Source organism: Desulfovibrio sp., from assembly GCF_041907885.1.
Taxonomy (GTDB): Bacteria; Desulfobacterota; Desulfovibrionia; order Desulfovibrionales; family Desulfovibrionaceae; genus Desulfovibrio.
This window is the reverse complement of sequence record NZ_JAYRGM010000020.1, coordinates 37,486-49,853: the sequence shown is the minus strand read 5'-3', so window position 1 is coordinate 49,853 and position 12,368 is coordinate 37,486. Positions and strand designations below refer to the sequence as shown.

General features: G+C 57.6%; 10 protein-coding genes, 1 tRNA gene, 1 pseudogene and 1 riboswitch. Of the genes and pseudogenes, 6 read left to right on the top strand and 6 right to left on the bottom strand.

Annotated features, from left to right (window positions below; all coding sequences use genetic code 11):
• Nucleotides 1–59: 59 nt before the first annotated feature.
• On the bottom strand, nt 60–347 hold the full coding sequence (locus tag ACE3NW_RS10275) for a type II toxin-antitoxin system RelE/ParE family toxin (RefSeq protein WP_374283050.1): 288 nt from the start codon (nt 345–347) through the stop codon (nt 60–62).
• The gene (locus tag ACE3NW_RS10270; protein WP_374283048.1) at nt 337–576 is read right to left on the bottom strand and encodes a CopG family ribbon-helix-helix protein; all 240 of its coding nucleotides are present in this window, start codon (nt 574–576) and stop codon (nt 337–339) included. Before ACE3NW_RS10270 ends, ACE3NW_RS10275 begins: the two co-directional genes overlap by 11 nt.
• Nucleotides 577–645: 69 nt before the next feature.
• On the opposite strand from ACE3NW_RS10270, the pseudogene ACE3NW_RS10265 reads away from it, so the two are divergent.
• The 4 genes and pseudogenes from ACE3NW_RS10265 to ACE3NW_RS10250 form a co-directional block, all read left to right on the top strand.
• Nucleotides 646–1,620, top strand: a pseudogene (locus tag ACE3NW_RS10265) (AAA family ATPase); the annotation flags it as partial.
• Nucleotides 1,621–1,989: 369 nt separating this feature from the next.
• Nucleotides 1,990–3,027, top strand: coding sequence for a DUF3150 domain-containing protein (locus tag ACE3NW_RS10260; protein ID WP_374283046.1), 1,038 nt, complete (start codon nt 1,990–1,992; stop codon nt 3,025–3,027).
• Nucleotides 3,028–3,031: 4 nt separating this feature from the next.
• A complete protein-coding gene (locus tag ACE3NW_RS10255; protein ID WP_374283044.1) occupies nt 3,032–4,663 on the top strand; it encodes a hypothetical protein in 1,632 nt (543 codons plus the stop codon).
• 208 nt (nt 4,664–4,871) lie between these two features.
• A complete protein-coding gene (locus tag ACE3NW_RS10250; RefSeq protein WP_374283042.1) occupies nt 4,872–5,033 on the top strand; it encodes a hypothetical protein in 162 nt (53 codons plus the stop codon).
• Nucleotides 5,034–5,540: 507 nt separating this feature from the next.
• Here ACE3NW_RS10250 and ACE3NW_RS10245 read toward each other — a convergent pair.
• The 4 genes from ACE3NW_RS10245 to ACE3NW_RS10230 form a co-directional block, all read right to left on the bottom strand.
• Nucleotides 5,541–5,616: transfer RNA gene (locus tag ACE3NW_RS10245), tRNA-Asn, on the bottom strand.
• A 67-nt stretch (nt 5,617–5,683) separates the two neighbouring features.
• Nucleotides 5,684–6,490 carry an epoxyqueuosine reductase QueH gene (locus ACE3NW_RS10240; RefSeq protein ID WP_374283040.1) on the bottom strand — a complete coding sequence of 269 codons (807 nt, stop codon included), beginning with the start codon at nt 6,488–6,490 and terminating at the stop codon, nt 5,684–5,686.
• Entirely contained in the window at nt 6,463–9,423 is a 2,961-nt protein-coding gene (locus ACE3NW_RS10235; RefSeq protein ID WP_374283038.1) for an Rne/Rng family ribonuclease, read from the bottom strand. Before ACE3NW_RS10235 ends, ACE3NW_RS10240 begins: the two co-directional genes overlap by 28 nt.
• Before the next feature lie 330 nt (nt 9,424–9,753).
• Nucleotides 9,754–10,440: a metallophosphoesterase gene (locus ACE3NW_RS10230; RefSeq protein WP_374283036.1), complete on the bottom strand. Its 687-nt coding sequence runs from the start codon at nt 10,438–10,440 to the stop codon at nt 9,754–9,756.
• A gap of 72 nt (nt 10,441–10,512) precedes the next feature.
• On the opposite strand from ACE3NW_RS10230, the gene ACE3NW_RS10225 reads away from it, so the two are divergent.
• Nucleotides 10,513–11,208: a 5-formyltetrahydrofolate cyclo-ligase gene (locus ACE3NW_RS10225; protein WP_374283034.1), complete on the top strand. Its 696-nt coding sequence runs from the start codon at nt 10,513–10,515 to the stop codon at nt 11,206–11,208.
• Nucleotides 11,199–11,954 (top strand): polyphenol oxidase family protein, encoded by a 756-nt coding sequence (locus tag ACE3NW_RS10220; RefSeq protein ID WP_374283032.1) that lies wholly within the window; start codon nt 11,199–11,201, stop codon nt 11,952–11,954. The genes ACE3NW_RS10225 and ACE3NW_RS10220 overlap by 10 nt, the downstream gene beginning before the upstream one ends.
• Nucleotides 11,955–11,981: 27 nt before the next feature.
• Nucleotides 11,982–12,160: riboswitch (cobalamin riboswitch) on the top strand.
• Nucleotides 12,161–12,368 lie beyond the last annotated feature (208 nt).

Genomic DNA, 12,368 nt, shown 5'->3' with positions numbered 1-12,368 from the left:
GTAGCTTCTGTGGCAAACCGTTTGGGATGTATGTGGAAAGAAAAATTGCATTTACGTGATTATTGCGGATAACGTCGTGCGGTGTGGAGAACACGAAGGATCTGTACTTCAGATTTAACAACGCGGTATGCAATAAAATAAGGAAAATCTGCCAGAACAAGTTCACGAGTCCCTGCGACCCTGCCAGCCCTTCCCCTTGAAGAAAGAGAAGCAAGGCTTTGCCCAGCATTCCATACGCATTGGGCTACTTGTTGCCCTGCATCTGAGTCCTTTTCGGTTAGATACGCCGCGATGCCTTGCAAATCCTCAAGGGCTAGAGCGAGCCACCGCACAGGCCTATTTTGCATGGACGCCCCAACGAGTAAATGCTTCCGTTACCTCTTGGTCAGAAGCAAACTTCCCCTCATCTGCCTGACGAACACCTTCCTGAATGGCTTCGACCTGCCAGGACTGTTCTGCCACATATTGCCTTACCGCCTCTGCCACCAGCCAGGAACGAGACCGTGAGGTAGCAGCGGCAAGCTTTTCAAGCTGTGCCTGTGTGTCCGTATCCAATCGTGCCGTTACTGTAGACATAGGAACCTCCTTTGTCTTCATTGTGTACATTCAAGTTAAACGTGTCAATGGGACACATTGGAGAAAAAAATGCAAACTCGCCTTACTGACGAACTTGATTCTCTTCAGCCCGCCGATCTCGATGCCGGGCAGGTTTTCAGCGGCAAGCGCTCCGGCACCACGGTCAGGGGCTACGCCGTTCCTTCTGCCTACACCCCGGCCATTGACCCTGACTATATCTTCCATGAGTCCAGCCGCGATGTTGTGGTCTGGTTTCTCAACCCACAGGAACCGTTGTACGTATTCGGCCCTACTGGCTGCGGTAAAACAACATGCATCAAGCAGCTGGCAGCCAGACTCAACTATCCCGTCTTTGAGGTCACCGGACATGGGCGGCTGGAGTTTGCCGACCTGGTTGGTCACTTGACAGTAAAAAATGGCAGCATGACCTTTGAATACGGCCCGCTTGCGCTTGCCATGCGCTACGGGGCGATAATCTTGCTGAACGAAATCGATCTGACCTCGCCAGAAATTGCAGCAGGCCTGAACAGCGTGCTGGACGGCTCCCCCCTATGCATAGCAGAAAACGGCGGTGAACTGATTGCGCCGCACCCCATGTTCCGCCTGGTTGCCACGGCCAATACCAATGGCGGTGGCGATGACACTGGCCTCTACCAAGGAACCCAGCGGCAGAACCTTGCATGGCTGGACCGTTTCACAATTTGTGAAGTTGGCTACCCATCTGCCGAGGTGGAAAAACGCCTGCTCGCAAGGCGCTTCCCTTCGCTCCCCGAATCGCTGTGCGCCACCATGGTGGACTACTCCAATGAGGTTCGCAAGTTGTTCATGGGCGAAGCATCCACCAGCAATCTGACCAACGCCATTGAAGTCACCTTCTCCACGCGCAGCCTGCTGCGCTGGGGGGATCTGACCGTTCGCTTTCAGCCACTGGCCCATCAGGGCGTACAGCCTGTCACCTACGCCCTCGACCGGGCGCTGGCCTACCGTGCAAGCCGTGAAACCCGCGCCATGTTGCACGAGCTGGCTCAACGCATGTTCCCGCAGCAGGTGGAAGTTGAATCCCCCCAAACCGCAACGGCAGAAGCAGAAACCCTGCAAGGCGAGCAAGCCCTACGCTTCATGCGTGGGCATCTGCACCACACACCTACGGTGGCCAAACCCCTCGTTCATCTTCAGGTAATTCACAACGTTTCCGGCAAAAAACAAGACGGCAAATTCTGGATCGGCGAGGCCAGCCCTGTGGGGCTCACGCTGAAGTGGGGCAAACCGGACACCGGTGGCCAGCAGCACTTTATTCCCGCCGAAAACTGTGAGGGCAACAGTTCCGTGATGGAGCTTGAAGCCCGTGCAGCAAAGAAGCTCAACGAAGGCTACTCACTTAATACTACAAAAAGTTCGTTCTAGGAGGCTATAATGACACAACTTATTTCTGACATCCGCATTTTGGACAACTTGTTGGCCCTTAATCTCAACGTCAGCTTATGGTCGGCCCGTCGTAAAATGAGCCAAGAAGACCTAGGCGGCGCAGAACTGCCCCCTGAAGATCTGGCTTCTCTGGGCTCAAAGCGCATTGCCGACCCGGAAAACCTCAAAGTGTTCAGCACGCTCAAGGCCCGCGCATTCAACTACCTTGACCGACATGGTGTACGGTTCATGTCTGGCTGGGCTATACCTGAAGAAAAGGCCGGCGAGATCGTGCAGGAGCTGCTCAACATCCGTGCCGAATTCCAGAAAGAAAAGGAAGCGTTTCTGGCTGGCTACGACCAAAATGTGCAGGCATGGATTAAGAAGCACCATCAGTGGGGCGAAATTATTCGTAATTCCCTTGTGGGGCCTGACTATGTACGAGCCCGCATGGATTTCCGCTGGCAGTTGTACAAAGTGGCCCCGCTTGAGCAGCACGCAGACAACACCGCTGTGCTGGAAGCCGGTCTGGCGGAAGAGGTGCAGGGCCTCGGCGGCACCCTGTTTGATGAGGTGGCCAAGTCGGCTGACGATATATGGCGCAGGGTTTATCATGGCAAAACGGAGGTAACCCACAAGGCGCTCTCGCCGTTGCGCACCCTGCATGCCAAGCTCACGGGTTTGTCATTTGTAGAGCCACATGTGGCCCCGGTAGCTGACATCGTGCAGGCTGCACTGTTGCGCATGCCCAAGAAGGGCAACATCACAGGCACAGATCTGCTGCTGTTGCAAGGGCTGGTCTGCCTGCTCAAGGACAGTGCGGCCCTTGTGGGCCACGCCCAAAAAGTTGTTGAGGGCTACGGCCCGGCGTTTGTGCTTGATGCCCTGTTGGCTGGTCCGGACGTTATCCACGAGCCGGACGGCCTTGCTGGACAGATGGATGGCACCATGGATGGGAATATGGACGATGAACCCATCCTGCCTGAGATTCCCGTGGCTGACAGCGCTTTGCCGCATCCTGCCATCCCCAGCCTGGGTCTGTGGTGACGCCATGGTACGCACAAAAGACGTTCTCAACTGTCTGCCCTTGCTGGCGTCCATCCTTGGCGACCGCTATGGTGTGCAGGTATGTATTGGCGGCAAGGAAGCCTGCACCAACGGTAAAGTTATCCATCTGCCATCGTTGTCCATTGATTGTGAGCCGGAATTATTGGCATTGGCGAGGTCGTTTATTGACCATGAATCCGGCCATATCCGGCATACGGATTTTAGCGTGCTGCAAGCCGCCAACCTTGATCCTGTGACCTTCAACCTGTTCAATTGCCTTGAGGACTGGCGTGTTGAAAAGAAGCTGTCGGGCATTTTCCCCGGCTGCCGGAAAAACCTGAACTGGTTGATACGACGATTCTTTGTAGAGCAAGCACAGCCAAGGGCCGGGGATGATTCCCCGGCCCTTGCTGTTTTGGACTATGTGCTGTTGACGGTACGGGCCTGGGATGTGGACGAGGTGACCCCGGCACGCCAACACGCTGCGAGCATTATTGAGCAGCACTTCCCCGGATTGAAAGAGGCCCTGGATGCCATCATGGTCAAGGCCTACATCCATTGCCCTGATACAAAGGCAGCAGTCGAATATGCTCGGCAAATCGCCCAGTGCATCCGACAGTGGGAACCGCCTCAGCCAATGGCAACCAACAAGTATACGGACAAAAACGATCAAGGCGACATGCCACAGCCAACAAGGGAGACCAATGATTCTACTTCACAAATAGACCAACAATTTTGGCCTGTTCAACCGTCGAGTGCTTTGAGTGATTTACCGCTCAAAGCTCTTTTTCATGCGGAGGCGCAGGATCTACCTCAGCAATTCGGCGAAATCTTGGCGATTGAACTTACCAATAATAGTATCGAAGCTGCCGGTGACGCTCTTAACGTCGCGGTAGAAGGCACACGACCAGCAACACCCTTGCCAGCTAATCAGAAGCTGCAAGCGTTACAGGCCAGCATTGCGCTGCGTATACGCCTCCAGGGCTTTCTGCAGGCGCAAACGCAAAGGCTTTGCAGCATCGGGCGCAGAGGGACTCTGCACGCCAATTCGCTGCACCGTCTGCAGGTTGGCAATGCTCGTGTTTTCCAAAAAGAATCTGAGCAGCAAGGGCTAAACACTGCTGTCCATATCCTGCTGGACGTAAGCGGAAGTATGGCTGGCGCACCGATTAACCTTGCCAATCGAGCCTGCTTTGCCGTGGCAACGGCGCTGAGTCGTATCCGTGGCGTGAACCCGGCAGTAACGGCCTTTCCTGCTGCTACGGTCACGAGCTCTGTATTTCCCATCATGCGGCATGGGCAATCGGTGCCATATATGCTCGATATCCGAGCTTCTGGCGGGACACCCTTGGCTGGGGCTTTGTGGTGGGTGCTGCAAACCATGCTGCCTCTCAAAGAACAACGCAAGATGATCCTGATTATCACTGACGGCATGCCGGACAACCAACTGGCTGCAAACAATGCCATGGGGGTGGCCCAAAAACTCGGCTTTGAAATTTATGGCCTTGGCATACGGGATGAACACATCACGCACCTGCTGCCACACACAAGCCGGGTGGTCAACGATCTGCCAGATATAGTGCCTGCCATGTTTGCCCTGCTGCAGGTAGCCTTGCTTAAAGGTGGTGCAGTATGATGGTTCCCCTTGATTTCAGCCCTTGGTACCGAACGGGAATATTTCGGTTCTTCTTACTTAACAAAAAGCGGCGCATCCAGCGCTGCTAAATGAAGGGAGGGTAAATGAATTACCTGAACTGGATACCTGTTGTTATAGCTGTGCTTCAAGCAATTAAAGACAATTGGGATGACTAGCCTGTACTCGGGTAGCAAATAGGAGCAAGAAAATGAGCAGCAAATGGGCATTTATAGGCGGCATACTGACAGGGATCGCAGGAGTATTCACAGCGGCTGCGGTTTCGGTGGAATTGGAAAATCAAAAAGACGGCAGATGCAATGCCGAGGAAGAACCGGAGAAGCTGGCCTTGCCTGAAAGCGAAGGCAGGTAAAAATCACAGTTGATTCTTGGGCAGGGAAACGGGGGCTTCCCGCTTCCTTGCCCTTGCTCTACTTTCATTTTTCATTTTTCGACTGAAGTATAGGTCAAGTCGCAACATATGTGTTCCACAAACGAATTGCAGCAGACTCGCTGACAGACCATTGAAGTGGGCAGTTGCCACATTCACAGGAATATCGGTAAATATCGCGGGTTCTTCCATCCGGTCTTGATGTTTCAGGTTGAGGCATTTTGCCGCATTTGATACAGGGCCGGAGTGGAGGAAGGTATTCCTTGTTTGTACTCATAATTGGAAGATAGCCATCGTTTGTCGTGAACGCAAACCTTGGGGTACTGGTGAAATTTAATAAGAATTCTGTAGGCTCTAGTTTTTAGATTTTTACCAAGCATTACCACAAAAAACCGTCCCATACTTGACCATAGCGGGATAGGAGCGGGATAAAACGTATATATACAGAAAAAGCCCTCACAGTGACTAACTGTAAGGGCTTGATTTCTTTGGCTCCCCGAGACGGACTTGAACCGCCAACCTAGTGATTAACAGTCACCCGCTCTGCCAATTGAGCTATCGGGGATCGTTCAGGCAAGGAAGTGTTTACGGAAAATAAGGGGCAACGTCAAGCGAAAATTGCAAAAAATTTTTTATTGGCCCTTAATATGGCGTAAAAGCTGTTTTTGATAGCGGTCCGACTCGCTGTACACGCAACCACAATAGGGCTGGCGGTAGAGTTCCATGCTCTTGGAGCGGTCGATGCCCTCCTGCCAGTCGCTGCGAAAATCGCGGTAGGCAAAGCCCGGTGCATCTTTTTGCGCAGCCTGCGCCTCGCCAGCGCTTTTGATAACCTCGTGCGGCTGGTAGCGCGAATAGAGCAGGCTGCTGCTCACCCAGGCAAAGCCCTGCTGGCGTGCAAAGGCAAAGGCGGCCTCCATGCGGCTTTCGCAGCAGTAGGCGCAACGGGCAGGCGCGGTGTCGCGTCCGGCCACGGCGCGCAGCCAGTTTGTTATGTTCCATGTTTCGTCGGCAAAGATGATGGGCACGCCCAGGCGGTCGGCGCACTGGGCAGCGGCCTCGCGGCGGCGCAGGTATTCTGCCAGCGGTTGGATATTGGGGTTCATGAACCAGGCGGTAACGGCAAAACCCTCATCCTGCAGCCGCGTGATGGGCATAACAGCGCACGGCCCGCAGCAAACGTGCAGTAACAGGCTGTTGCCAGCCAGAGAAGCACAGGGTGAGGTATCAGGGCCAGCGAGGGGCTTTGATGGAGTGCCGGAAACCGCGCCCGACGCTGTGTCTGAAACTGCGCCAGAGACTACGCCGGAGGCTGTGCCAGAAATTGCACCCGACGCCGAGCCGGAGCCACTCTCTGCGGCAGCAGAAAAAACAGCCGGGGCTTTCACCCCGGCTGCCTGCATGCCATCAATTAAGGACGAACCATTATTTCCAGACATTTACCGTAATCCTGCTCAATTTCGCGCAGTGTATCACGCTTGTGGTTCAGCAAATACAGGGCCAGTTCTGGGCTGGCAGAGTAGACGCATTTTTCCTTGGGCTCGGTGCTCATCATGCGGCGCAATTCGCGCAGGGCCTGCAAGGCCTGCCACTCGATATTGCGCCGCATACCCGTGCCGCCGCAGGCGGGGCAGGGCTCAAGCGAAATGGCCAGCGCCGATGAACCGGTGCGCTGGCGCACCAGTTCCAGCAGGCCAAACGAGCTCATGCGCGAAACATCGTGGCGCGCGCGGTCGTTTTTCATGGCTGTGCGCAGGGTCTTTTCCACTTCGAGCACGTGCTTTTTGTCGCGCATTTCAATAAAGTCGATCACCACCTGGCCGCCTATGTCGCGCAGCTTGAGGTGACGGGCAATGGCATCGGCGGCTTCCATGTTGGTTTTATGCGCCATGGCCTCAAAGTTGCCCTTGCCGGAAATTTTACCAGAGTTGATATCAATGGCCATGAGAGCTTCGGTCTGGTCAAACACCAGGCGTCCGCCAGAGGGCAGCAGCACCTCGCGGGAATATATCTGTTCCAGCTGGCGGCGCAGATTGAAGCGCTCCCACATGGGCGTGCGCATGTCGGTATGCATGCGTACCAGATCCCTGCGGCGGGGGAACAGCAGATTTACGGTTTCGCGCACGCTCTGGGCCACGCTATCGTTATCCACCCATATTTCGCAAACATCTTCGGTCAGGTAGTCGCGCACTGCGCGTTCTGAAAGCCCCGGTTCCTGATAGATAAGCGAAGGCGCGGATACCTCGGTGGCCTTTTTGCGAATATCACGCCAGACGCGCTTGAGGTACTGCAAATCGTTTTTGAGCGTGGTTTTGGTAGTACCGGCACTCACCGTGCGCACGATCACGCCAAGGCCCTGACCGGGGTCGATGCCGTTCATCATTTCACGCAGGCGCGCACGTTCTTCATCGTCGTCCACCTTGCGCGAAACGCCGATCTGGTCCTGCCCCGGCGTAAGCACGAGAAAACGGCCAGCCAACGACAGCCACGTGGTCAAAAAAGCGCCCTTGCTGCCGGTGGGTTCCTTCACCACCTGCACCAGCACTTCCTGACCCGCCTTGAGCACCTTTTGGATGGGCGGAAATTTCTTGCCCTTGGAGGGCTCGTGGTGGGCCAGCCAGTATTCGGGGTGAACCTCGTCAATCTGCAAGAAGCCGTTTTTGCCAGCGCCATAGCTCACAAAGGCAGCCTGAAGATTGGTGTCGATATTGTGGATGACACCCTTGTAGATATTGCCCTTGATCTTGCGCTGGTGCAGCATGTCCAGATAATATTCGAGCAGCTGGCCGTCTTCTGCCAGCGCCACTTCCACCTGTTCGCCGGGCAGCACGCTGATAAACATGCGGCGCTTGCCCTTGGGAGCCTCGGCGGCAGTTTTTTCGCCCTTGGCAGAGGTTTTGGCAGAGTCTGAAGTCTTGTTGTCCTGGCCTCGGCCCGAATCTGCCTGCCGGCTGGCCTGCTTGCCCTGTTGGGCCTTGCCCTGGCGGTGAGCCTGCCTGGGGCGCGATTCCTGTGCAGATTCAGACAGCTCGTCGTCCAGATCAAGATTGTCGGCATCGTCATCAAGATCATCGGCCAGCGTATCGGCCTGGGCATCGGCCAGCCCATCAACCTGGGCCACGGCCCGCTTGCCAGCCATGTTATTGGGCAAGTCGGCCGAAAAATCGTTGGGTACACCGTTAGCCAGTTCGTCGGCAAGGTCGTCAGTCAGTTCGTCAGCAAGGTCGGTGGAGCTGGCCTGATTGTCAGCCTCCAGAGCCGCCTGCGCGCCCTGTTCTTTTTTGCGGTTGCGCCCGCGTCCGCCACGGCGGCCACGGCGGTTTTTACGGCGGGGCGAATCCCCGGCAGAGGCATCACCCGCAGCGGATGACTCAGAGCTCTCGGCAGACGGGGCGGATTCCTGCGCTTCGGCCACACGGTCTTGCTGCGTCTCGGCATGGCTTGCCGCAGGGGCCGCATTGTGCCGGGGGGCGCGTTCTGCCGCAGTGTCAGAAACTTCTACAGGGGCTGCCGGGGTGACCGCCGCCGGAGCTGCCACGGAAGGATCTGCCACAGAAGCGGCTGCCACAGAAGGGGCGTCCTCGGCCAGCACTGCCGGCTTGGGCGTGGGCTGGGAAAAATCCTGACCCGCAGTGGGGGCCACATTTCGGGCCGCGCCAGAAACCGTTGCTGCCGCAGATTCGACCGTAGATGCGGCAGTGGCAGATGCAGCCTTGCTTGCAGTCTCGCCTGCGGTGCTGCTTTTGGCAGCCGCAGCGCGGCCCCTGGCTGCGCCAGAACGTCCCCTGGGGGCCCTTGGTGTTTTGGGGGCAGAGGTTTGTTGCGTGGCTTCGGCTGTTGCGGGGCTGTCAGCACTGGCAGTCTGCGCCGTGCTGTCCTTGGGTGCTTCTGCAGTTTTGGGCTTGCGTGCGGCAGTGCCACGCGAAGTGGAACGGCTGGAAGCTGTTTTTGCGGTACTTTTGGCAGTGGCAGATGCCGAGGGGGCAGATGCTGCCGTATCAGCTGCGTTAGGTGTCGCAACAGCTTCGGGCGCGCTTGCGGAAATTTCTTTGGAGGCGGCTGCCGTTTTTTTGCTTTTGGCGGTGGCAGGCTTGGTGGTCTTGCCTGCGCTACGGCTGGATGCCTTGGCGGCGGTGGTTTTTGAAGCGGAAGCCTTGGGCGTAGAGGCGGGGGCCTTTGTGGCCGTGGTGTCCGATGTTTCTTGTCCCGGCGCAGCATCCGCTGCATTTGCGGCTTTTTTGCCCTCAGCCGTCTTGGTGGCTGTTTTGGCTTTGCGTGCTGTGGGGGTGCGCTTGGGTTTGGAAACTTCCTGTGACGATGTGTCCGTGGCTGGCTGTGAAGCGGCCACGGGAGTATCTTGATCTATGGTCATGAAAATCCTTTTGCTGCGGGGCGTAAACGCCTCCGCGAAAATTTCAGCCAGCATGCCATGTACTTACGGGAATGTTCCGTAGTTACTCCGCCGCAGCGCCAACAAGGCGCGCAAAGGCGTCAGCATACTAATCCGCTTTTTGGAGAGTACGTTTTTTTTGAAAATATGCAAGCAGGCAAGGGGTACAGGGCAACACCGTAAAAAAACTGGGAAGGATGCTGGCAGGATAGACGTAAACGAGAGGGGGTAAACGGCCCGAAAAAGCGGGGCGGGGGCAGGGCTTCCGCCAGAATATTCTGTAAGAAATTCCGGCGGAAGCTCTCGCAAAAATCAGTCTTCGAGCATTTTCAGTTCGGCAGAAAGCTGGCCCGAATTGGAACGCAGCAACACGTAGCCGCCCTGGGCAAGCATGCCCGCATTGACCACAAGGGTACGGCCCACGCGGTCCATGGCCCGCGCCTCGTGGATATGCCCGCACAGGCAGATGTCGGGCTGGGCTTCCTCCAGAAATTCGCGCACGGCTGTAGAGCCTACGTGTATGCCGCCGGGAATGACATCGCAGGCGGTGTCCTTGGGCGGATTGTGCGACACAAGCACGCTGTGCCGATAGTTGCGGGCCTTCTGCCAGCAGGCTTCAAGCCAGGCCGCAAAGGCGGATTCGGGAAATTCGCTGGGCGTGCCAAAGGGGGTAAATGTGGATGCGCCCACACCAAAGATGGCGATCTCAGGCGTCAGTTCACGGCACTGCGCGTGCAGATTCCAGCCCTTTTCGCTCAGCCACTGGTCAACTTCAGGCCTGTCCATGTTGCCGATCTGGGCCAGCACCGGCACATCGTGTACGCGCAGGGCGTTCATGACAGCTTCGGCCTGCTTTACGCCGCCGGTAATGGTCAGGTCACCGGTAACGATGATGCCGTCAGCCTGCGACAGTTCGGGTATTTTGGCAAAGCGTTCGGGCTCGTCGTGAATGTCGCCCACGGCGATCCAGAGATAGTCCTGAGAGTCGGCGCTTGGCATGGTGTTGCTTCCTTTGTTACAGTGGCGCAGGGTTTTACAATGCCACACATCGCCTTATAAGGAAAGAGCCGCGTGTCCACACCTCCCCAAGCGCCAAGCGTAACCCTGCCCCAGGCTGAGCTGCCGGAAGAAACCGTCTGCGCCAGAAACGATGTGCGCCGCAGCATGCGCCGCCTGCGTGCGGAGCAACCGCCAGAGCTGGCCCAGAGCCGCAGTGCAGCCGCCCAGCAGCGCCTGCTGGATTGGCCCCTGTGGCAACAGGCGCGCTCTGTGGCCCTGTATGTGGGGGTGCGGGGCGAGCTTGCCACAAGCGGCCTGTTGCAGGCAGCCTGGCAGGATGAAAAGGTTGTGTGGCTGCCGCGCGTGCGGCCAGACGCTCCGGGCCTTATGGAGTTTGTGGCCTGCGGGGGGCCGCAGCAGTTGCGCCCCGGCCCCATGGGCCTGCTCGAACCCGTGGACGCTCTGCCCGGCGTGGGGCCCGAAGGGTTTCTGCGCCATGGTCAGCAACAGATGGCCCCTGCTGCTGACGGGGCCGCGCATTTGGCCTTTGCGCCAGATATCGCCCTGCTGCCGGGGGTTGCCTTTGACCTTGCTGGCGGGCGGCTGGGCTATGGCGGCGGCTACTACGACCGTTTTCTGGAAAAAGCCCTCAACTGCCCCCGCGTGGGGCTGTGTTTCGAGTTTCAGCTGGTGTCCTCCCTGCCCCTGGCCCCCTGGGATCAGCGGGTCAACTACATATGTACTGAAGAGCGTATACTGTGTCTGTAAGTTATATTCCCTTTGAGTTTCCCGGTGTGCCGCAGGTGGGCTGCGCCTTTCAGACCCGTGGCGGCGGCGTGAGCCTTGGCGAGTACGGCGGCGGCAATATTGCCTTTACCGTGCAGGACAAGCCCGAACACGTTGTGGCCAACCGCCGCAGCCTGCTTGAAGCCCTGCAACCCCATGGCATGGCTGCCTGGGCCGAGCTGATGCAGGTTCATGGCGATGTGATGGCCTTTGAACCCGAATCCGTGGCCTGTGAAACGCCCGTTACGGAAGAGGGCGACGGCATGGGCACATCGCGCCCCGGTCTTGCCCTGCTTATCAAGACCGCCGATTGCCAGCCAATCCTCATCGCCCACAAAAGTGGCAAGTACATCGCCGCCATGCACGCGGGCTGGCGCGGCAACCGCTGCGATTTTCCCGTCACCGGGGTGAGCCGGTTCTGCGAACGTTACGGCCTTGAACCCCGTGACCTTCTGGCCGTGCGCGGCCCCAGCCTTGGGCCGGGAAAGGCGGAATTTGTCAACTTTGACAGGGAATGGGGCGATGCCTACCTGCCCTGGTTCGATGCCAGCAGCAAAACCATGGATCTGTGGGGGCTTACGCGCCATCAGCTGGAGCAGGCAGGCCTGCTGCCACGCAACATCTACGGGCTGGATATCTGCACTGCCAGCAACAACGGGCAGTTTTTTTCGTACCGCTGCGCACGGCAGTCGGGCCGTCAGGCCAGCCTGATCTGGATCAAAGCCTGAGCCATTGACAGGCCGCAAGCCCACGCCTAGAGTGTTGGCGGCATTGGTAGCCGGACACCCCGGCTTGAAAAGGGAATCCCGTGCAAAACGGGAGCGGACCCGCCGCCGTAAGGTTCTTAACCTTGCTCCATCTTGCGCCACTGGAAACGGGAAGGCCGGAGCAGGGGAACCAAGCCGGAAGACCTGCCATGCCCCACGGTGCGCAGTCATGGAATGACGGCACCACGGTGCGGCACGCGCCGCCCCACGGCAACGGGTTTTTGCCGGCAGGACAGAGGAAATACGGGCCTCTTCCACCACGAGTGGAAGAGGCTTTTTTTATGCTCGCGCGGCATTGCCGCCGATGGGCACGGTCTGGCCTTCGGGCTGGCCAACGCTTTGGCCCGCGTTTGCCCGCAGGGTAGGGCCAGAGGG

Excerpts from the sequence above, each read along its gene's own strand:
- ACE3NW_RS10250 (WP_374283042.1), top strand. The coding sequence starts at position 4,872 with ATGAGCAGCAAATGGGCATTTATAGGCGGCATACTGACAGGGATCGCA.
- ACE3NW_RS10260 (WP_374283046.1), top strand. The coding sequence starts at position 1,990 with ATGACACAACTTATTTCTGACATCCGCATTTTGGACAACTTGTTGGCC.
- ACE3NW_RS10230 (WP_374283036.1), bottom strand. The coding sequence starts at position 10,440 with ATGCCAAGCGCCGACTCTCAGGACTATCTCTGGATCGCCGTGGGCGAC.
- ACE3NW_RS10240 (WP_374283040.1), bottom strand. The coding sequence starts at position 6,490 with ATGTCTGGAAATAATGGTTCGTCCTTAATTGATGGCATGCAGGCAGCC.
- ACE3NW_RS10270 (WP_374283048.1), bottom strand. The coding sequence starts at position 576 with ATGTCTACAGTAACGGCACGATTGGATACGGACACACAGGCACAGCTT.
- ACE3NW_RS10235 (WP_374283038.1), bottom strand. The coding sequence starts at position 9,423 with ATGACCATAGATCAAGATACTCCCGTGGCCGCTTCACAGCCAGCCACG.
- ACE3NW_RS10255 (WP_374283044.1), top strand. The coding sequence starts at position 3,032 with ATGGTACGCACAAAAGACGTTCTCAACTGTCTGCCCTTGCTGGCGTCC.
- ACE3NW_RS10275 (WP_374283050.1), bottom strand. The coding sequence starts at position 347 with ATGCAAAATAGGCCTGTGCGGTGGCTCGCTCTAGCCCTTGAGGATTTG.